This window comes from Paenibacillus sp. MER TA 81-3 (assembly GCF_023713585.1).
Lineage (GTDB): Bacteria > Bacillota > Bacilli > Paenibacillales > Paenibacillaceae > Paenibacillus_B > Paenibacillus_B profundus.
Window position 1 is genome coordinate 205,244 of record NZ_JAMAWB010000010.1, and the last position, 20,323, is coordinate 225,566.

General features: G+C 50.5%; 18 protein-coding genes. 14 read left to right on the plus strand and 4 right to left on the minus strand.

The features are described from left to right. Positions 1-30: 30 nt before the first annotated feature. From M3650_RS16675 to M3650_RS16690, 4 genes are all read left to right on the plus strand, one after another. Positions 31-882 (plus strand): fumarylacetoacetate hydrolase family protein, encoded by an 852-nt coding sequence (locus M3650_RS16675; RefSeq protein ID WP_251576428.1) that lies wholly within the window; start codon positions 31-33, stop codon positions 880-882. Between the two features lie 92 nt (positions 883-974). Beyond that, positions 975-1,730 carry a (Fe-S)-binding protein gene (locus M3650_RS16680; RefSeq protein WP_019424045.1) on the plus strand — a complete coding sequence of 252 codons (756 nt, stop codon included), beginning with the start codon at positions 975-977 and terminating at the stop codon, positions 1,728-1,730. Beyond that, positions 1,702-3,210, plus strand: coding sequence for a LutB/LldF family L-lactate oxidation iron-sulfur protein (locus tag M3650_RS16685; protein ID WP_251576430.1), 1,509 nt, complete (start codon positions 1,702-1,704; stop codon positions 3,208-3,210). The genes M3650_RS16680 and M3650_RS16685 overlap by 29 nt, the downstream gene beginning before the upstream one ends. Then, positions 3,207-4,013 carry a LutC/YkgG family protein gene (locus M3650_RS16690; protein ID WP_251576432.1) on the plus strand — a complete coding sequence of 269 codons (807 nt, stop codon included), beginning with the start codon at positions 3,207-3,209 and terminating at the stop codon, positions 4,011-4,013. The genes M3650_RS16685 and M3650_RS16690 overlap by 4 nt, the downstream gene beginning before the upstream one ends. Before the next feature lie 23 nt (positions 4,014-4,036). Here the strand turns inward: M3650_RS16690 and M3650_RS16695 are convergent, their stop codons facing one another. The 3 genes from M3650_RS16695 to M3650_RS16705 form a co-directional block, all read right to left on the minus strand. After that, positions 4,037-5,182 (minus strand): GNAT family N-acetyltransferase, encoded by a 1,146-nt coding sequence (locus tag M3650_RS16695; protein ID WP_251576434.1) that lies wholly within the window; start codon positions 5,180-5,182, stop codon positions 4,037-4,039. A gap of 6 nt (positions 5,183-5,188) precedes the next feature. Further along, positions 5,189-6,103 (minus strand): ribokinase, encoded by a 915-nt coding sequence (gene rbsK / locus M3650_RS16700; RefSeq protein ID WP_251576436.1) that lies wholly within the window; start codon positions 6,101-6,103, stop codon positions 5,189-5,191. Between the two features lie 92 nt (positions 6,104-6,195). After that, positions 6,196-7,410: a CapA family protein gene (locus M3650_RS16705; RefSeq protein ID WP_251576438.1), complete on the minus strand. Its 1,215-nt coding sequence runs from the start codon at positions 7,408-7,410 to the stop codon at positions 6,196-6,198. Positions 7,411-7,699: 289 nt separating this feature from the next. Here M3650_RS16705 and M3650_RS16710 point away from each other — a divergent pair, with 289 nt between their 5' ends. The 10 genes from M3650_RS16710 to M3650_RS16755 all read left to right on the plus strand — a co-directional run bounded on the left by M3650_RS16710 (position 7,700) and on the right by M3650_RS16755 (position 16,898). Continuing rightward, positions 7,700-8,074, plus strand: coding sequence for a winged helix-turn-helix transcriptional regulator (locus M3650_RS16710; RefSeq protein ID WP_251576439.1), 375 nt, complete (start codon positions 7,700-7,702; stop codon positions 8,072-8,074). Positions 8,075-8,107: 33 nt separating this feature from the next. After that, positions 8,108-8,674 (plus strand): FAD-dependent oxidoreductase, encoded by a 567-nt coding sequence (locus M3650_RS16715; protein WP_019424038.1) that lies wholly within the window; start codon positions 8,108-8,110, stop codon positions 8,672-8,674. A 165-nt stretch (positions 8,675-8,839) separates the two neighbouring features. Then, positions 8,840-9,700 (plus strand): DegV family protein, encoded by an 861-nt coding sequence (locus tag M3650_RS16720; RefSeq protein WP_019424037.1) that lies wholly within the window; start codon positions 8,840-8,842, stop codon positions 9,698-9,700. Between the two features lie 138 nt (positions 9,701-9,838). Next, on the plus strand, positions 9,839-10,531 hold the full coding sequence (gene ric, locus M3650_RS16725) for an iron-sulfur cluster repair di-iron protein (protein ID WP_251576441.1): 693 nt from the start codon (positions 9,839-9,841) through the stop codon (positions 10,529-10,531). 236 nt (positions 10,532-10,767) lie between these two features. Continuing rightward, the gene (gene hfq, locus M3650_RS16730) at positions 10,768-11,013 is read left to right on the plus strand and encodes an RNA chaperone Hfq (RefSeq protein WP_019424035.1); all 246 of its coding nucleotides are present in this window, start codon (positions 10,768-10,770) and stop codon (positions 11,011-11,013) included. A 248-nt stretch (positions 11,014-11,261) separates the two neighbouring features. Beyond that, positions 11,262-11,966 carry a response regulator transcription factor gene (locus M3650_RS16735; RefSeq protein ID WP_019424034.1) on the plus strand — a complete coding sequence of 235 codons (705 nt, stop codon included), beginning with the start codon at positions 11,262-11,264 and terminating at the stop codon, positions 11,964-11,966. Beyond that, complete coding sequence (locus tag M3650_RS16740; RefSeq protein WP_251576443.1) at positions 11,963-13,045, plus strand: sensor histidine kinase; 1,083 nt, start codon at positions 11,963-11,965, stop codon at positions 13,043-13,045. Before M3650_RS16735 ends, M3650_RS16740 begins: the two co-directional genes overlap by 4 nt. A 205-nt stretch (positions 13,046-13,250) precedes the next feature. Next, entirely contained in the window at positions 13,251-14,030 is a 780-nt protein-coding gene (locus M3650_RS16745; RefSeq protein WP_251576445.1) for an ABC transporter ATP-binding protein, read from the plus strand. After that, a complete protein-coding gene (locus M3650_RS16750; protein WP_251576447.1) occupies positions 14,002-15,960 on the plus strand; it encodes an ABC transporter permease in 1,959 nt (652 codons plus the stop codon). Before M3650_RS16745 ends, M3650_RS16750 begins: the two co-directional genes overlap by 29 nt. A 155-nt stretch (positions 15,961-16,115) precedes the next feature. After that, a complete protein-coding gene (locus tag M3650_RS16755; protein ID WP_251576449.1) occupies positions 16,116-16,898 on the plus strand; it encodes a hypothetical protein in 783 nt (260 codons plus the stop codon). Positions 16,899-16,990: 92 nt separating this feature from the next. On the opposite strand, the gene M3650_RS16760 is transcribed toward M3650_RS16755, so the two are convergent. Next, on the minus strand, positions 16,991-20,158 hold the full coding sequence (locus M3650_RS16760) for a beta-galactosidase (RefSeq protein WP_251576452.1): 3,168 nt from the start codon (positions 20,156-20,158) through the stop codon (positions 16,991-16,993). Between the last annotated feature and the right edge of the window lie 165 nt (positions 20,159-20,323).

Sequence of the window (20,323 nt, forward strand, 5' to 3'; positions counted from 1 at the left end):
TGATTGTACTTCACGGAGGAGGAATTAGCGGTGAAATATGTCACGTTCTATGATCAAAATGGACAGCTTCGAACGGGGGCAGCAACAGACCGTGGTGTGGTCGACGTAAGTGAAGCATATTCGATGCACGATATTATTGCAGGCGGCGCAGACCTGCGCTTGGAAGTCGAAGCCTATGCGGAGAATGCGAGTGTGGTGCTGAATGAGAGCGAATTGAATTATGGGCCATGTGTGCCGCAGCCGCAAAAAATCATTTGCGTCGGCTTGAACTACCGCAAGCATGCCGAAGAGACGAATGCGCCGATTCCGCAGTATCCCATTCTGTTCAACAAGTTCAACAACACGCTCACGGGGCATGGTCACGATGTCGTGCTTCCGCGTGTAAGCGATCAGGTGGACTACGAAGCGGAGCTTGTTATGGTTATCGGGAAGACGGCGAAGGATGTGAGCAAAGAGGAAGCGCTCGATTACGTCTTCGGATATTGCTGCGTCAATGACTTGTCTGCACGCGATCTGCAGATGCGCACCCAGCAATGGCTGCTCGGCAAGTCGTGCGACGGATTCAGCCCGCTCGGACCGTATCTGGTCACGGCCGACGAAGTAGGCAATCCGAATGAGCTCGACATCAAATGCATCGTGAATGGCGAGACGCGCCAGCACTCCAATACGTCCGACATGATCTTCGATTGCGACGAAATCGTCAGCTACATTTCACGTCACATGACGCTTGTGCCGGGTGATATCATTTTGACAGGCACGCCGGAAGGCGTCGTGCTCGGACTGCCGGAAGACAAGCGCGTCTACTTGCAAGACGGGGACCTCGTCACCATCGAAATCGAGAAGCTCGGTTCGCTTACCAACCGTATGGCAGCCGAGCGCTAATGACTTAAGCGCTCGACGGCTGAAAGGCCTGCGGGCGCTTCTTTTCCATTCTGCTCGTTCCTCGATGAACGACGATGAAAGAAGGGGCAATTATGCGCGTATCGTTATTTGTCACTTGCTTGGCGGATACTTGCTTTCCCCATGTTGCTGAAAGCGTTGTCCGGCTCCTGCACCGGCTCGGCTGTGAAATGGATTTCCCGCCGTTGCAGACGTGCTGCGGGCAGCCTGCCTTCAACAGCGGCTATCATGATGATGCAAGGGAAGTCGCCAGGCAATGGATTACAGCATTTGAGCATAGTGATTATGTCGTGACGCCATCGGGCTCTTGCGCCGGTATGGTGCATCATTACTATGAAGATTTGTTCATGGATGAACCGGAGTGGCTCGAAAAAGCGAAGCGTCTCATTGAACGCACGTATGAATTTTCCCAGTTCATTGTTCAAGTATTGGGAAGAACGGATATCGGGGCGGCGTTCGATGGCAAGGCCACGTATCATCCTTCCTGTCATGCCACGAGATTGTTAGGCATCACTGAGGAGCCTATGCTGCTGCTGCAGCAGGTGAAGGGCTTGACGCTAGTCGATTTGCCGCATAAGGAAGATTGCTGCGGCTTCGGCGGCACATTCGCCATCAAGATGCCGGAAATGTCTGAAGCGATGGTTACGGAAAAAGCGCAGTATGTCGTTGATACAGAAGCTGACATCTTAATCGGTTCCGATATGGGATGCTTAATGAACATCGGAGGGCGGCTCAATAAAGAGGGGCGTCCGATTCGGATCATGCATCTTGCGGAGCTGCTCGAGGAAGGAGTGAAGCGTCGTGAGCACAACTTCATCCAACAACGTTAACGGAGGTATCGGCAGCGGACTGAAGCAGCGTACGCAGGAGGTGCTGCAGAACGATTTTCTGCGCCAAGCCGTCGCCTTCACTACGGATAAGCTGCGTACGGGACGTCTTTCCGCCGCAGAACAATTCGGGGATTGGGAAGAATGGCGGGAACGGGGCAGAGTGATTCGCGAGCATACCATTGCGCATCTGGATTATTACTTGGGACAATTTGCGGATCAGGTGCGGAGCCGGGGTGGGCACGTCCATTTTTGCGGCACAGGTGAAGACGCGGTTCAGACCTTCCTGCGCATTGCGGAGGAGAAGCAGGCGAAGCTTGTAGCCAAAGGCAAGTCCATGGTGTCGGAGGAAATGCATCTGAATGAGCGCCTCAAGGAGCGCGGCATCGATGCCATCGAGACCGATTTGGGCGAATATATTTTGCAGCTGGCGCAGGAGACGCCGTCCCATCTCATTATTCCAGCGATTCACAAAAACAAGTCGCAAATTGCGGAGCTGTTCACGAAGGAAGCGGGCAAGAAGCTCCCGCCGGAGACCAAGGAGCTGGCCTCTTTCGCGAAGCGCAAGCTGAGACAGTTCTTTCTGGAGGCGGAGATCGGACTGACCGGATGCAACTTCGGCATTGCGGAATCGGGCACGGTGACGTTGGTGTCCAATGAAGGCAACGGCCGTATGGTCACGACCGTTCCGAAGACGCATGTCGTCGTCATGGGAATGGAGCGGCTCGTTCCGACCTTCGAAGATGTCGAAGTCATGCTTAATTTACTCGCCCGCAGCGCTACGGGGCAGAAGCTGACGACCTACACGTCCTTCATCACTGGACCGCGGCAAGAAGGGGACTTGGACGGACCTGAAGAGCTGCACGTCATTATTTTGGATAACGGACGTTCCGCGCAGTTAGGTGATCCACAGTTCCAGCAAGTGCTCCATTGCATCCGCTGTGCGGCCTGTCTGAACGTCTGCCCGGTCTATCGCCACGTCGGCGGCCATACGTATGGCTCGGTGTACAGCGGACCGATCGGCGCCGTGCTGACCCCGCTCCTGCAGCAGGATATGAAGGAGGCGGGTACGCTCGCTTACGCTTCTTCCTTATGCGGGGCTTGCTATGAGGCGTGTCCGGTTAAAATTCCGCTGCATGATATGCTCGTGTATTTGCGGGCGCGTAAGGTGAAAGAAGGCTTCACCCCATCTGCGGAACGTCTTGGTTTCAAAATGTTCGGCAAGGTATTCGGCAATGTCAAATGGTACCGTATGGCTGGAAAAGCAGCTTATTATGGGCAGAAGCCGCTTGTCCGTGACGGAGTCATCCGCAAGGCGCCTGGACCGGCGGCAGGGTGGACGAAGTCTCGTACCTTCCCGGCGATACCGAAGCAATCGTTCCGGGATTCATGGGCGGAGCTGCAGCGTGAATTGCAGCAGGATCCAACTTCACGGGAGGCAGTCGCTTCAGAAGACAGAGGAAAGGACGGAGTGGACAGATGAATGAGCAGCAGTTTCTGACGCAAATCGCAGCGCGCCTCGGACGCGCCAAGCCGCTTCAACAACCGTCGGCCCCGATGTTCAATGGGGTGCCTGATTCCTATCGCAAGCGGATGGGACAATTGGATCGAGAGGAATGTGTACAGTTATTCATGGATAGCTGGACGGCGCTGACGGGGCTTGTCCGCGTGGCGCCTGTCTCGCAAGCGGCAGAAGCCATCTCCGCTAGTATTGCCGAGCTGAAGGAGCGTGGCATGCTGGAGCGTGTAGTCTATGCCAATACACCGGAATTGCAGTCCTATGGCGTTCCGCAGGTGCTGCATGAGCAGCGCCTAGTCGGTGTGCCATGGTCGGAATCGGCAAGCGCAGCGGACGAGGAAGACGCGTGGAAGGCTGCATTAGAGCAGTTGGGCACATCAGAGCCCGGAGAAGCGGGAGCGCTTGCTGGGGAGAAGTGGCAGGCGCGCAGTCCGCTGCTTCGGGCTGTGGAACGATGTCATCTTGGAATTGTCGTTCCCGAAGCCGTCGTGGCGAATACGGGCACGCTGGCAGTGCTGTCTGCGGGAGCGCAAGGCCGTTCGGTCAGTCTTATGCCCGGCATGCTGCTGGCAGTCTTCCCGGCGGAGCGCATCGTCGCGCGCATGGGGGAAGTGTTCGAACGGCTGCGGGCGTCTCACGGTGAGATGGCGAACCTTCCGTCATCGCTGAATTTGATTACCGGACCGAGCCGCAGTGCTGATATCGAGAACGACCTGACGATTGGAATTCATGGTCCTGGAATCGTCAGCGCCGTCATATTGACATAATTTACAAACCGATAAATGAAGTGTTAAATATAATACAATCCGACTGTATATGGCAGCGGAACCGTGAAATTCAATTGTTCCAAGGACGGCCAGGACGTTGGCAGCAGGCCGTCCGCATCCGGACTGAACAGCAGCTTCACAACGTCCTGCTCCTCCAGCTGAACCAGTTCGGCGTCAGGATAGCGGAGCTGTACAGCACCATTATCAAGCTGCTTCACTTCAATATGCGCGGCGAGCGCCTCGCGCTCCTGCCACCAGCTCTGCAAATGCTGGAACAATCGTTCGATATTCGGAATGAATACGGTCCCGTCATTCGCTTGCACCTGAGAAGGATAGGCGGATAACGTGTCATGCAGGCTCTGGTCCTGCCATGGCACATAGATGTGCAATTGGGTGAATTTCTTTTTGTTCAAGAGCAGCTGCATGAGTAGTGCGATGTCTGGTCCCGCCCCCCCATATTCCAATATGCGAGGCACGCCATCCACCTGCTTGGCTGATGGCCGCAGCGCATAGGCATAGGCTGCAATCTTGCCGCCACGTTCGAGCACATACAACTTCGGCTTCATCATGACGCAAGAAGCGTAAGCCCCTGCATGCTCCAGCCCGTACAAATCCCACATGCTGAAATCAAACGCTGCTTGACGCTGCTCGACAAGCTCATGCCATGCGAAGCAGTCCAGCACTGTAAGCTCGCGTACATGCGCCTGTTCGCTCTCAGACAACGCCGCATTCGATGTTACGGCCTCGTCATTACGGCTCACCGTATATACGGACACTTGTCCGAATGGGTAACAGCGGTTGCGCGTATACAAGGAGCGGCCGCCGGAAATGAACATAAGCACGGCTCCAGTCTCATCGGCATGACGCTGCACCTGATGAAGCAGCTCGGTTCCGACGCCATTGCCGCGCGCCATGGGCGATGTGCAGACAGAGCCGAGCGAGAAGACAGGCAGCCGAACCGAATTCAGGCGCAGCTTAGATGGGAGCATTCCCATATGCGCGACAAGCCTTTCTTCCTCAAATGCGCCATACGAATGGGAATAGATTGGAGAAAATAAATACGGAAAACCTTGTTCCATCGACATTTGCGTATCATTGCGAAATACTTCATCTGACATGGAGACCGCTCCGGCAAAATCGAGCGGCTGCAGCATACGAATCTGATACATGAAAGTTCAATCCTCCTTTAATTGTTGCTCCAATCGAGAGCGTGTGGGCATCCCACTCTGGGCTCCGAACTGAGTCACCGCTAACGCACTGGCAGCCACCGCACCATGCACCGCGTCATCCATGCTGTTGCCTTCGGCAAGAAGCACGGCGAGCGCGCCATTGAATGTATCGCCTGCTCCGGTTGTATCGATGACATTGACTTCATAGCCTGGCTGATGATAGAGATGGCAGGCGGTATCCGACCAATAAGCTCCGTCCGCGCCGCGGGTCAAGACGATGCGCCCAGGCATGGAGCGTATAGCCGTCTTCCACTCAAAAGCCTGCTCCGAATCATCCCCGCCAAAGAGAGCCGCCAATTCATGCTCATTCGGCGTCAGGATGGAGACGTGCGCCAGCATCTCATCCGTCAGAGGCATGGCTGGCGCCGGATTGAGAATGACGGGCACATGGCTCTCGGCAGCAATGCTCAACGCTTCCCGCACGGCAGGGAGCGGAATTTCAAGCTGCATGAGTATGACGTCGGAGCTCCGGATTGTCTCGGCATGTCGTCTAATATGATCTGGTGTGAGCAGGCCGTTCGCCCCCGGAACGACGATGATGCGGTTATCCCCATCATTGACGATGATGGATGCGGTTCCAGATGCTACCTCGCTAATGATGTCGACACCTTCTGTATGAATTTGTTCCTGCTGCAAATTGTCCAGCATCATCTGGCCGAACGCATCGTCGCCTACACATCCGATAAAGCGGACCTCGGCGCCGAGACGGGCGCAAGCGATCGCTTGATTCGCGCCTTTGCCGCCGCACATGGTGGCGAATCTGTCTCCTCGCACGGTTTCGCCTTGCTCTGGAATGGTCGAGGTGACCGTAACCATATCGACATTCAAGCTTCCAATTACTGTTACCCTGGCTTTTCTCACTCCATAAACCGTCCTTTGTTCTCATCTCGTAGAACACAAATAAACAGACGCGTCCCTTGGAACAGGTTCGCGTCTGTGTTCGTGGTGTTAGCTTAGCTTTTGCGGTTAGAAGGGGATGGTTCTTTTTGATCGACTTTCACCGCATCCCGCACCTGTTTGCCGTTCATTTTAACACCAAATGAAATAGATTCCAAATATATAAATTGCTTTTTCTCGTAAGCTTCATCTTTTTTAACGATTTGATCTTTGTAAATAAAATAAGGATCGAACGACATTGAAATGTCATCCTCGTCAATCATTAACGACAACAGTCCCGTATCTGCGCGATTGTTCCTGACATAATCGGGGAACAGGAAATTGCCGATGGAATAGGCGATCGGTTTATCCTTGTAAAATTCAAACCCTTGCAGCACATGCACGTGACTGCCGATTATCGCGTCTGCTCCGGCATCGATCATTTGCCGTGCGTAAGTGCGCTGCCACTTTTCAGGGCGGTTGTTTTTCTCAACGCCCCAATGCATGTAGACGAGCAAATAGTCGCAATCTTTGCGTTCCCGTTCAATGACGGGAAGGACGCTGGACTTGTTATAGGCTTCGGCAATCCCAGGTCTGTCTTTTCCAGCGAACCAATACGTTTGCGGAATGAAGCGGGAGAAGGCGAGAAATTTAATCGTCTTCCCTTTCAAGGTGACGGTATGAGCCCGATAGGCTTCCTCTTTGTTCATCCCTCCGCCTACATAGGGCAGGTCATATTCCTTCAAATAATGCAGCGTATCGAGAAAGCCCTTCTGCTTGAAATCGAGTGTATGATTATTGGCGATCGAAACGAGATCAAATCCGGCATTTTTCAATCCTTTCAGCGATATCGGATCCGATTTGAAATTGTATAATTGATTCGTGTCCTTTTCAGTGTGGTGAGTGACCGCAGTTTCCAGATTGACGACCGCATAATCGGCCTTCTGCACTTCGCTGGCTACATATTGAAAAGGATAATCAGGCCCCTTTTGCTGAATTGTTTTTTTGACGGACCAATCCATCAGCGCATCTCCAGCGAATATGATATGTATTGGCCCTTCCTCTGCAGGATCGGCTGCCGCTTCGTTGTTCGGCATACCCTCTTCCCTCTTCGCCGCTTCTTTCTTCGCTGCCGATGGAGTAGGGGAAGAAGGTGAAGCTGAAGGGGGCGCGTCTTTGAATTCGCCTTGGCCGGATAACTGTTCGTCAGATGCTGAAGAGTAGTAGACTCCGACGAATATGCCGCAGATGACGACGGCCAGCAAGCTGCATAGCGCTGCTGTGCGTTTCATTCGTTGTTTTCTAAGCTGTTTCCGCTTTCGATGCCGTTCGGTTCGACTTACTTGATTGTGATGCAATCGGTTCCTCCTATTCACATTGAACAGGCAATGTTACTATTCTGTTCTTATGGGTAATATTTACTTTATTATATTGTACATCTGCATAAGATAAGTATCAGAACGATTGCAATTAAATATATTTTTGTTACGAATGGGACTGCCGCCCCCGTTTTCTTTTTAAAAACGCTATGGTAAAATAAATATGCTTACATTTTGTAAGTTAAGAAGGAGGGATGAACGGATGGAATCACATCATTTGGGTATGTGCCCGCGGTTTGAAGCTGCGTTCTGCGTGCTTGGCAAGCGCTGGAACGGACTGCTCATACAGGTGCTATTGAGTGGCCCGAAGCGATTTAAAGATATTTCCGCACTCATTCCTACTATGAGCGACAAAATGTTGAGTGAACGTATGAAAGACCTTGAGGCGGCAGGTATTGTCGTACGGAATGTGTATCCAGAGACACCCGTTCGCATTGAATATGCGTTGACTGATAAAGGGCGCGCTCTGGAGTCGGTCATGGAAGCCATTCAAGAGTGGGCGGAACGTTGGGTGAACGACCCGGTGGAGTGTATTAGCGACAATGATTCAACTTCAGAACATCCGGTGAATTCATAAAGGGAAGAACTCTTCATGAAAGGATGAGAATGAATGCAGGATATCATTGTTATCGGTGGAGGACCTGCCGGAGGAAGCGCGGCATTGTTCGCGGCCAAATCCGGCAAATCTACGCTTGTGCTGGATAACGATCACGGTCTGACCAAGCGGGCGTGGCTTGCGAACCATTATGGAGTGAGCGACATTTCCGGGCCTGACATGCTGACGATTGGACGTGAGCAAGCTGAGAAATTCGGAGCTGTCTTTAAGCAGGACAAAGCGGTTCTCATTGAATCCGGTTCTTCTTCTGTTACCGTGAAGACGGAGAGCGGAGACAGCTACGAAGCTCAGCATGTCATTGTAGCAACGGGACTCGCTCTGGACGCTGCGGAACAGAGCGGATTGAAGCTGAAGCCAGGCACAGAGCCGCGCGTGAAGACGGTTATCGACACGGATGATAAAGGCCGGACGAGCGCGGAACGGGTGTGGGCCGCGGGAACTGCCGCCGGGGTGAGCATGCATACGATCATTACGGCAGGAGACGGTGCCAAAGTAGCAATCAACGTCATCAGCGAGTTGAATGGCGAGCGTTACGTGGACCATGATGTGTATAAAGGATAAGAAGTCAGAGCGGCATAAAAGCTAATGAACCGAGGAGAACTTCCGTTCCTCGGTTTTTTGTGTTTCCTGCGGGCTGGCTTCTTTTAGTCGTTGTAAACTGGTAGGGTACCCCTTATAATAGATCGGAATGACGCTGAAAATAGACTAAAAAGACAGGGGAATGACATGACCATTCACATCATTACGGACGGCAGTTCAGATTTGACTCCAGAGATCATTCAACAATTCGGCATTCACGTTGTGCCTCTCTACGTTCGGTTCGGTCAAGAGGTGCTCACTTCCGACATGGACACGACAGTTTTCTACGAACGGATGCGGGAGGAGGAAGAATTGCCGAAGACGTCCAGTCCGTCGCCTGCCGACTTCTATCATATGTATAGGTCGCTTGGCACGGAGAATGATATTTTGGTCTTAGCCTTAACTTCCAGCTTGAGCAGCACTTACAATCATGCTGTCATGGCAAAGGAAATGTATGAGGAAGAAGGTCATCCGAATCAAGTCGAGGTCATTGATACGAAGACGACCTCTTTGGGACTGGGGTTGCTGGCCGTGCGTGCGGCTCAATTGGCCAAGGAAGGCGCAGGGCTGCAGGACCTGATGAACAAGATGATGAATTACGTGAATCAGACCCGAACTTACTTTACGTTGGATACGTTGGAGAATGTCATTCGTGGCGGTCGGTTGAGCCGATTGAAGGGCACGGTTGCCTCCATGTTAAATATAAAGCTTCTGATGGAAGCAAATGAAGAAGGCGCGATTGAAGTCATGGAGAAGATTCGCGGAACGCAGAAGACGCTCCGCCGTCTGCTCGAAAAAGTCGGCGATGCATGGCATCAAGTGGATAAAGACTGGGTGGCGCTTGCGCACTCTAACTGTGAGGAGCGCGCCAAAGCGTTCTTGAAGGAATTAATGGATAAATATCACTTTGATCAAGTATTGTTCATCAATATGGGGCCGATCATCGGCACGTACGCCGGAGAAGGCGGGGTATTAGTAACGTTCCAGCAAGCTGCCCAGCCGTCGTAAAATTGTATAAAATGAAGTGACTGTAATCACGCTTCCGTTACTTTATCTGTCGTATGATGAATCCAGATTCACAAGTCATCATACCATTTCAGCTCTGTTGCATGAAGCAAGAGCGAAGGATAAAGGAGTGGAAGCGTTATGTTTTCAACCGAAATGACCGTACGCGATGCGGTATTGCAATATCCGGCGGCCAGCGATGTGTTCAAACGTTTAAAAATAGATTTCTGCTGCGGAGGGAATCGTCCGATTGCTGAAGCGGCAGCCGAGCGAGGATTGCAGGCAGAGGCGATCGTCGCCCAACTAACGGAAATGAAGGCTCAAGCGCCGACCGCTGGTACGGCGATGGATTGGCAATACATGTCATCCCGTTCATTAATCGAGTATGTCGTGAATAAGCACCATCGTTATTTGCGCGAGCAGCTGCCGCAAATCGCAGCCAATGTGGCCCGTGTAGCTCATGTCCATGGTGGAGATCAACCTCATCTAATCGAACTGCTTGAGAAGTTCAACCAACTGAAAGCTGAGCTCGAAGAGCATATTGCCAAGGAAGAGGACCTGTCATTCTCAATTATTCTTGCAGCGGAGGAAGAGCCTGCTTCCGTGACACGAGATGAGGTCGCGCGCACGATTCAAGAACTTGAAGGGGAACATGATGGAGCGGGTACGCTTCTGAAGCGAATACGCATGTTGACCGAGGACTTTACGCTGCCGGAAGGCGCATGCACGACATACCGGATTACGTATACGCGGTTGGAAGAATTGGAGGGTATGACCTTCGAACATGTTCACTTGGAGAACAACATTCTCTTTCCGCGATACGGCGCCGCCTAAGCTGATGTTGTCTTGCCGACATCTGGTGTCTAGTGCTGTGACATTTGATCATAGTGTTGGCGATAGATTGATTAGGCCAGCCGACGCCCGTTAGGGATGGAGCATATAGGAACACTGTAGAACGATCGACGATACGTCGGTCGTTTTGCTTTGCCGTCGATGTTTGATGCACATTTAGGAAAATCTATGTTAAACTGGTATGGAATCCTAATATATAGAGAAAGGGATGTGTAAATATGGTGAGAATTAAGGTGCAAGAACATTTTTTAAATCAATTGGTGTCAGAAAAAATGATGGTGACGCTAATTACAAAAAATGGCGTGCGCATGCAAGGTACGATTACTTGTTTTGATACGTACAGTATTTTGTTGCAGACGGATTTGAAATCGAACCTGATCAACAAAGCGGCCATTTCCACTATTGTTCCTTCCAAGCGTGTGTCATTATCGAATCACAACGACCGAGGCAACACCACGAACTGAATGGCGGTCTTGTCACCTCTAAGAAATGCAAAGACGAGTGAAAGAGTCCCTTGATAGGGACTTTTTTCAATATTCTAGAATGCCGTACTCCCGTACAACGGCCCTTAGGACCGGAACATTTGCCTACAAAAGATGCTCCGGTTAGATGTATTTGACTGAATCATATCTATATAAAGGACATTTCTTTGTGATATGATGTTAAAACAGGAAAGTATGCAGCGAAACTGTTGACGGTTGGAGGAATTAGTATGTACACCATTATGATCGTGGAGGACGATGACAAGATCGCTTCCATTTTACAATCTTCCCTTGCGAAATACGACTACAACGTCGTACGGGCTACTCAATTCAAAGCGTTGAAGGATGAGCTATTAACGATAAATCCGGACCTGATTCTGCTCGATATTCATCTTCCGGCATATGATGGGTTTTATTGGTGCCGGCAGTTCCGCAATGTAACGAATGCGCCGATTATTTTTGTGTCTGCGCGCACGGGCGAGATGGATCAGGTGATGGCCATCGAGAATGGCGGTGACGATTTTATTACGAAGCCGTTCCATCTGGATGTGCTCCTGGCTAAGGTGAAAGGCGTGCTGCGCCGCACGTACGGCGAGTACGCGGCAAATGGCGGAGGTAATGGAGAAGAATTGGTTGTTCAGGGGCTTGTGCTGCACCGTTCAAAAAATACGTTGGAATGGCAGGGCGAACGGGTGGACTTGACTAAGAATGAAGCGCTCCTGGTCGGCTGCTTGATGGAGCGAATTGGACATATCGTATCCAGAGAAACGCTCCTTGAAACGTTATGGGACGATGTCGACTTCGTCGATGACAATACACTGACCGTAAACGTGACAAGAGTGCGCAAGAAGATGGAGGAAATCGGGATACACAAAGCAATTGAGACAGTTCGGGGGCAAGGGTACCGCATGCTGGCATCGTGGGTGGAGCAATGAGACCTGGCATGACCTTTCTCCAATATGTGAAGGACCGCTTGACTATCATTTGTTCGTGCTTGATTGCGATTGCGTTGTCTCTAGTCGTCGTATGGCTGGATCTCGGTATCGGGCAGCGATATGTGAACAGCGAGAGTTTGGTTTATATTTTCATTCTCGGAGCGATTGTAATGATGGCGGGCTTAGTGTATGACTATACGAATCAGCGCCGCTGGTATAAAGAGATTTACAATGCAGAATCGAACATGAGCGATAGCGACTTCACGCTATGTTTGCAGCATCCTGTAACGAGAGAGCAGAAACGGATGCACTCATTGGTGACCCGTCAGTACCGTTCATTTATGAACGAGCTGCTCTCTTTGCGTCAGGATAGGGAACAGCATGTTCATTTTACGAATCAATGGGTTCACCATATGAAAACACCGCTATCGGTCATCCATCTGCTAACCCAGCAGCCTTCACATGATTTGACGAGCACAGAGACGGAGCAACTCCTCTCTAGCATAAGCGAAGAGGGCGACCGCTTGACAAGAGGGCTGGATATGATGCTGCACACCGCCCGACTCGACAAATTCGAGCTGGATTTGCACGTATCGGGCCTTCATTTGCAAAATGTGATCCGACAAGTGATCAATCAGAACAAAAAAGCGCTTATCCGCTATCAGATTTACCCGAAGGTAACTCCAGGTGACGTCATCGTGGAAAGTGACGAGAAGTGGTTATCCTTCATCCTTACTCAATTGGTGACCAACGCCATTAAATATTCGAAGGACAAGCCCGGCAATAAGTCGCTTCAATTCCTTGTGGAGGAAGCGAATGGAGTCGTTCGTCTACAGGTGGAGGATGAAGGCGTCGGCATTGCAGAGCAGGATATTCCGCGCGTGTTCGAACCTTTCTTTACGGGTGAAAATGGCCGGAAAGAAGGGGATGCAACCGGTATGGGGCTTTATTTGGTAGGAAAAGTTTGCGCCCGCCTCGGACATAACGTGAGCATCGCTTCCAAGCTTAACGAAGGAACTGCGGTGACGCTGCTGTTCTCGACGACGGCACTGCACCACGATTTGATTCAACGATCTTAAAAATGTGCCATAGCCAGAGATCCAGCCCTTCTTCATACAGAAGAAGGGCTGTTATTATTGAAGGTTACAAATTCGTAAGTGATGGAAATCGGATTGAAAGATTATTCGATGTCGGAAGGGATTCCCAAGGGGGTATACTGAGAACATATCGAATGGAATACTGACAAAGCATAGGATAGGCAGGACGGAAAGGAGTTAGCTGCTCATGGCTGTATTAAAGGCGGAACAATTATCGAAAGTGTACGGAACGAAAGGGAAGATGACCTATACTGCGCTGCAGGATATTAACTTGCAAGTGGAGGAAGGTGAATTTGTAGGAATTATGGGTCCTTCCGGAAGCGGGAAGACGACCCTACTTAATATTTTGGCAACGATTGACAGCCCGACATCAGGCAATATTTTTATAAATGGGACGGATCCAACGAAGCTGAACAATCGGAAATTGGCACATTTTCGCCGCCGTGAGCTTGGATTCGTGTTCCAAGATTTCAACCTGTTGGACACACTAAGCATCAAGGAAAACATCATCTTGCCGCTCGCGCTGGATGGAGTGAATACGAAAGAAATTGAACGTCGTTTGGCAGAAACCGTAAATTGGCTTGGTATCGAACATATATTGGACAAACGTACTTACGAAGTATCGGGCGGACAGAAGCAGCGCACCGCGATCGCGCGAGCCGTCATCCACCAGCCCTCACTGCTGCTGGCCGATGAATTGACGGGCAACTTGGATTCCAAGTCTGCCAAAGACGTGATGATAGCATTAGAAGACTTGAATGAAAATGCGAACCGCACCATTCTGATGGTGACGCACGATGCCTTTGCCGCAAGCTTCTGCAAACGAATCATTTTTATTAAAGATGGACGTTTGTTCTCGGAAATTCGCCGTGGAGCGAACCGGCAGACCTTCTTCCAGCATATCTTGGATTCGTTAAGCTTGTTAGGAGGGAACTTCGATGACGTTCCGACGGCTCGCTACCAGTAATATACGTGGAAGCTGGCACCGATACAGTGCCTATTTCCTAAGCAGTGCCTTTGCCGTGATGATATTTTTCGTCTACGCCGCATTCATCTATCATCCCGATGTTGTGAACGGAAATATTCGCGGCGGCGATTCAGTGCAGAAAATGATGGTGGCCTGTGAATATTTGATTATCATTTTTTCGTTCTTTTTCACCCTGTACTCCAGTTCGGCATTTTTGAAATCGAGACAGAAGGAATTTGGACTCCTTACGTTGTTCGGAATGACGAAGACCCAACTGCGTCGCTTAGTTTTTTATGAAAATATGATTATTTCTTCGCTAGCCATTCTCGTCGGAATCGGAATCGGAACTGTAGCTGCCAAGCTGTTCCTGCTGGCGATGTCCCGTATTCTTGGAGTGGAATCTCCGATTCGGTTCTACATCGATTCGTCAGCTATTATTCTGACGGTCGTAGGTTATTTGGTATTGTTTGCTGCGATTTCATTGTTCTCTCTCAGAAAAGTAGGTCGTACGCAGATTATTGATTTAATACACTCGGAGAAGCAACCGAAGACGCCGCCAAAGTTCTCATGGGTGCTTGTTATTTTGGCACTGTTCTCCTTAGTGCTGGGTTATGGATTGGCGTTTGTTACGGACATGGATCTGTTTGTCGCAACGGCGCTGCCGACGATCGGATTTACGGTGCTCGGCACGTATTTTTTATATACGCAACTGAGTGTCGCAATCATCAGGCTTTTGCAGAAAAATAAAAGTTTCTACTACCGCCGTACGCATTTACTTAACGTGTCGCAAGCGGCGTATAAAATGAAAGATAATGCGCGGGTATTATTCAATGTTTCGATATTGTGCACCGTCATCTTGACGGCAACAGCGACTTTTTATGCGATTGATCAGGGGATGAAGCAGAAAACCCTTGATGGTAATCCTTTTGTATTTACATTGGGTACACCAAAAAACGATATTCCTGTACTCCTTCCTGAGCTGGTGAAGGGATGGGGGGCAGATGATGGGTTCAAGGTTACGGATTATGCCGAGGTACGACATGTGCGGGTTGGACTCAAAGGGAAACAATTTGAAGACGACTATACCGGCATGATTTCCGTATCCGACTATAACCGCTTGGCCGACATTTTGCATACAGACCAATTGTCCGTCTCCGGGAAGGAAGCGATTCTCGTCAATCAATCGTGGTACGGGATGTATGGAAATGAAATGAAGCAAGAACCGGTAAACGAGAAGAAATATATAGGTCCCATGAAGGCGACCATTAACGACACCGAGCATAGCATGATGCTGCAAGTAACGAAGCGCCTGCAGCAAACGGTTCTGGATCCGAGGTACTACGGGTACAACCTGATCGTCGTGGAAGATCCGGTCATCGATCAGATGTATGCAGCGGCTCCGTCCCGTACGGCTCGCACCATTCAAGTGTACAATTGGAGCAACTGGGAGAACTCCATAAAGCTGGAACAGAAAATTCGCGACCACTTGCCGAAAGAAGGAAGCTATTCGATTACAAGCCGTGTAGAGATGTGGAATGATTATAGGCATGCGACATCGTTGACGCTATTCATCGGCATGTTTATCAGCTTGCTATTCTTTATTGCTAGCGGAAGCGTCATTTACTTTAAATTGTTTACGGAGCTGCAGGATGATCAAGCTCATTTCAGGGCGTTAACGCGCATTGGGTTGTCGATTAAAGAGATCCGACACGTCGTGACGGTGCAGGTCGGTCTCATCTTCTTTGCTCCTTGCCTGGTTGGCAGCATGCATACGATATTCGCCATGAAGACGTTAAGCAACCTGTTGATGACTAACGTGATGTGGTACGCTCTCATCGTGGTCGGCATGTTCGTGCTGATGCAGACGATTTACTTTTTAGCTGCCCGGCGCACGTACATGAAAAAAATATTGGAGGAAATTGTCATATAAGTGCATGTTCAAAAGGGGGCTTATTGAACAGCCTCTATAAAAATGTCATCATATCGCCGGCCCATGTTGTCGATAAATGAACAAACGGACATTTTTTGTTACGGGATTGATACGATTTCTTACTCTCTTTGCTGCATAATAGACTTAGAAGTCCGATGTATGCAGTTGAAATAGAGGGCAAGAAAGTGAGTGAAGGCATGATAAATCAGACGCTCAACTACATTAGGCGTGTACAGAGGAGAGGAACGCTTATCGCGTTGCTGCTGCTTCTTTTTACCGCAGCGTGTTCTAAAGCACCTGATCAAAATGACATGATATCCGAAGAAAATCCAGTTCCGACACCAAAAATTGCGATAAAAATTGATGGCGGATCCTATATACCAAATTTATCTGAGCATATATCGTTGGAGTGGAAGTCCGGAATGACGGTGTCCGAAGCGTTAAAGCAATCAGGCTCCGTGAAATTAGCGGAAGATAACATCACGATCGCATCTGTCGGGGACGTGTCGTTGGACTCCAAGATGGGGTGGGGCATTCTGTTGAACGATGAGGAACTGCGGAAGCCCGAGTCCATGGAGAGCCATGTACAGCCAAGTGATTCGATCGTCGTATTTGTGAAACGACATGATGTAAAAACGAATGCGGTTCCTTCTCCCGGATTCACGCTGCGAATTGAGGGGGGGAAGACGGTGCCTGAAATTACAAATTCCTACGTTGTGTCATGGCAGGAACAGATGAAAGTCAGCGATCTTGTTGGGGAATTTGCTCAAATTCAGTTATCTTCAGACGGAGCAGAAGTGACAAGCATCGGCAAGAAGAAGCTGGACAGCTCCGTAACGGTCAACATTAAAGTGAATGACAAACAGTTGCAGCCGGGTGAGGGGATGGAGCAGATTCTTGAACCGGATGATCGTGTGGAATTGATTATTTCGCCCTGACGAACCATGATGTATGAAGAAAAAGCCCCTGAATTCAGAATTGTCGCAAGACGAGCTGAATTTCAAGGGCTTCTTGTATTGTTATGGTTAGACTAACATGCGGAATGTGAGTCAATATCTACTTCGTGCGGACGATAGACTGCGATGATGTCACCTTTCTCATCTGTGGCAAACATCACAGTTCGCTCACTCTCAAGCTCAAAGCTGTAGGAATGTTTATGAACCGGATGGGAGATGCGCACGTTAACAGGTTGGCTGTATTCGGATACGAAAATGTACAAATCGCCAGCGGCGAAGGATATACGGCGTCCGTAAATGCCGCTAATGTCTTGTCCTTCTTCCCATTCCATCTCTTGTCCGATTCCAGCCGTCTTCATAGCATAATCATACAGCGAGGCAATGGAAGCGGGGCGATCGTTCCATTCCACCGGCAAACCGATCCATAATAATGTCCCTTTGCCGATCTGACGACGGATGAGCGACGGACATGCTTGCGTCCCAACTGTGCTATCGATTTCCTTATAGACCTGCATAATCTTCTTGCCGCCATAGGATAACGGAATGCAGTCGCCCTCAAGCAGGAAGCACTCTTCCCGTAAAATGTTATGCAGCTGCCGCTCGCCGACGAGGCTGTCCCAGCGCGAAGTCGGCTGCCAATATTCGTTGCGCCCGACCGGTCCGGTGACGAGCAGAGTGGCGCCGGTATGTTCTATGAAGCTGAGCAGCTTATGAAGAGCATCATCCGTCAAATGATGGGCGGACGGAACGATAATGAGCTGTGCCGGCTGAGCGTATAACGCATCCAAATGAAGCTCACCGAGTGCGCGGAACGGTGACTTAAGCTCATAGGCAAGTACACGCGAGGCTGACGAAGTGGCTTCGACTGCCATTCTGCGGTTGGATAGATCGTTAGATTCCGGATAGATAACGACGACAGGCTCCAATTCCCGCTCTTTGAACAGGGAAGCTGTGTCTTTCATGAAGGCGCCGAAATCGTAGGATACATCAGCTTCGGGCTTCTCCGTACCGTCTGCCCGCAGCGCACCGATATTGGATTCGTTGACGTTGTTCATATAGAAATTCGTGTTCCAAATCCACTGAATGGCTCCGGCACAGCCGGTAGAGAATGCATAGGCGTATTTGCGCTCCAGTATGTTGCGAAGCTGCTCTTCGGAGCGCATCGCCATGCCGTCCGGGGTCAGCGCGTACATGATGCCCGTTTCTTGAATGATGTTCGGCTTATACGGTGTCTTCGTAAATACGCTGTCCCACACGATCTGATCATACATCCACCAGGAGTGATTGGACGTATAGTCAACCGCTCCTTCGTAGAAGAACGTGCTTGGACGTTGGGAAGCGATCGCTTCATCCTGTCCAACGCAGACCAACTGCTGCGGTTGAAAGGACGTGATCGTGTCCCGCATCGCGTAGACCCAACGGTTGAACATGTTCATCGAGAACAGCGCATAGTCTAACCAGCGTGTTCCTTTTTTCTCCCGTATCATATCCTGTGAATTGAAATTAATGTCTTGCGGCTCCGGAGGCACGATAGCCCCGAACCCCGGCACCTGATCCGGTGTCATTGCCCAACGTTCCTGCAGCAGCCGAATATCGCCTTGATATCGTTCCTTCAGCCATTCCCTGAACGCCGCAATCTCGTATTTATCCTTCGCGCTGCGCGGTCCGGCGAACACGCGCTTCGGATCAAATACGGACGGTTCGTTAATCAAGTCCCAATGCACGTGGGTGGAATGACGATGACGTTGTACAATGGCGCCGATGAATCGTTTCTGCGCTTCCACGCTGCGCGGATCAAGATACGGATTGGACCCTTCCCACAGTTCTGGTGCGAAGGAGAAGAAGTTGAAGCAGACCTCAATGCCATGCCTTTTGGCCGTCAGGAAGAAGGCGTCGATCGCCCGCAGCACATCCTCGGCCGGATGGCCGTCCACATACATCACATGACGATAAGCCGTCCAGATTCCAGTTCGAATCATGTTGATGCCGGCCCGCTTCATTTGCGCCATATCGCGATCCCATACCGCTGCGTTCGGCAGAAAAATGAACTTGCGCGCGACATCGCTGGACATATACGTCATGCCGACTATCGGCATCGGTTCGCCGTCGCGCTCGAAATAATCGCGGCTGACCGTTAAGAAGGAGCCGCTTCTCAGAAGCGCTTCATCCCGGCACCAGAACCCTTGATGGAGATGACGCACTTCTCCGAGGCTGCTGCGCAAGCTTGCAGTTGCCCGGTACATCCCCGGCTCTAATCGTATGTCAGGAAGGAAGGACATCACTTCCAGCTCCCTGCCGCAAGCAAGCTCCAGCTTTTCCCCCCATAGAAGGTTACCGCTATCATCATGAAGCGTCAATTCCCCCAGCCACGTGTTGGGACGGTCTTCCGCATACTCGCATCCTCTCAACAAAGGGGTTCCATTGCGGTAAGCGTGTCTCGCTTGCGGCAAATATTGCGATTGCAGCGTCAATTTCGGTCTGTCACCCGGATCGTAACAAGCGACGCTTGGCTTCAACCACCATTCGCTTACACCTTGTGCGCAGTATTCAGCCCAGTCGGTTAATTGCTTGATAGAAGACAGATTCCAGAAAGCTTCTGAGAGACGCTGATTTACGAACAGCCAGCGTGATCCGGAGAAGGTGCCCTTCGTATTCTCGAGCAGGACGACAGGCGCGCCGATTTCACGCTGATCCTTGGATACAGCCGTCACGAGCGGAGTAATGTGTGCATCCATCGATCCTGCCGACCCATGTTCTCCTGGGCAATCGTCGTTCCGTGTCACCCACAGCACGAAGCTGCACGTTGGCTCTTTCTCCCATGCGAAGACCGCATCGGCGAAGAGAGGACGTTCTTCGTTCGCTACAAAGCGGGAGAAGCGTTCGTCATTAACAGTCATGCATTCATGGATTTGCAGCTGCTGGTGATATGCGGTCTGTTCCGGTTCGGCAATCCAGCTGTTGCCGTCCTGATAGACAGGAGTGCGGAATGGCGCTCCGCCAATGCTTAACAGATTCCCGCCCCGTTGCAGGAAGGACAAGATTGATTTCCAGGCATGCTTAGGGAAATAAGGGGCGTGAAGATTGATGAACACTCCGTCTTGAAGACCATCTAGCGTCTCGGACAAACGATCCGCTTGCACAATATTCCACTTTTCAGTAAGCGTTTGCAGAATGTCCGAACGAAGGGGATCCATAGATATGGGCATGTTCGGATCATACAGACATACATAAGAAAGACTCATATTATATAGCTCCTTTATTCATTGCAGTCAGCAAATTGTTCACAACCCATTATAGTTGAAGGCACATAGTTTGTCTTTATAAGATATTCCTATTTTTAAATTAATCATGCACCCTTTGAGCCCTATGATCCGGAATATTGATGAACCGACCATTTGGATGAACAA

Bases quoted from the DNA above. Each gene is read 5' to 3' on its own strand.
- M3650_RS16745 (WP_251576445.1), top strand. From the start codon at position 13,251: ATGGCTGTATTAAAGGCGGAACAATTATCGAAAGTGTACGGAACGAAA.
- M3650_RS16755 (WP_251576449.1), top strand. From the start codon at position 16,116: ATGTATGCAGTTGAAATAGAGGGCAAGAAAGTGAGTGAAGGCATGATA.
- M3650_RS16705 (WP_251576438.1), bottom strand. From the start codon at position 7,410: ATGAAACGCACAGCAGCGCTATGCAGCTTGCTGGCCGTCGTCATCTGC.
- M3650_RS16735 (WP_019424034.1), top strand. From the start codon at position 11,262: ATGTACACCATTATGATCGTGGAGGACGATGACAAGATCGCTTCCATT.
- M3650_RS16760 (WP_251576452.1), bottom strand. From the start codon at position 20,158: ATGAGTCTTTCTTATGTATGTCTGTATGATCCGAACATGCCCATATCT.
- M3650_RS16750 (WP_251576447.1), top strand. From the start codon at position 14,002: ATGACGTTCCGACGGCTCGCTACCAGTAATATACGTGGAAGCTGGCAC.
- M3650_RS16680 (WP_019424045.1), top strand. From the start codon at position 975: ATGCGCGTATCGTTATTTGTCACTTGCTTGGCGGATACTTGCTTTCCC.
- M3650_RS16710 (WP_251576439.1), top strand. From the start codon at position 7,700: ATGGAATCACATCATTTGGGTATGTGCCCGCGGTTTGAAGCTGCGTTC.
- M3650_RS16740 (WP_251576443.1), top strand. From the start codon at position 11,963: ATGAGACCTGGCATGACCTTTCTCCAATATGTGAAGGACCGCTTGACT.
- M3650_RS16720 (WP_019424037.1), top strand. From the start codon at position 8,840: ATGACCATTCACATCATTACGGACGGCAGTTCAGATTTGACTCCAGAG.
- M3650_RS16690 (WP_251576432.1), top strand. From the start codon at position 3,207: ATGAATGAGCAGCAGTTTCTGACGCAAATCGCAGCGCGCCTCGGACGC.
- hfq (WP_019424035.1), top strand. From the start codon at position 10,768: ATGGTGAGAATTAAGGTGCAAGAACATTTTTTAAATCAATTGGTGTCA.
- ric (WP_251576441.1), top strand. From the start codon at position 9,839: ATGTTTTCAACCGAAATGACCGTACGCGATGCGGTATTGCAATATCCG.
- M3650_RS16695 (WP_251576434.1), bottom strand. From the start codon at position 5,182: ATGTATCAGATTCGTATGCTGCAGCCGCTCGATTTTGCCGGAGCGGTC.
- M3650_RS16715 (WP_019424038.1), top strand. From the start codon at position 8,108: ATGCAGGATATCATTGTTATCGGTGGAGGACCTGCCGGAGGAAGCGCG.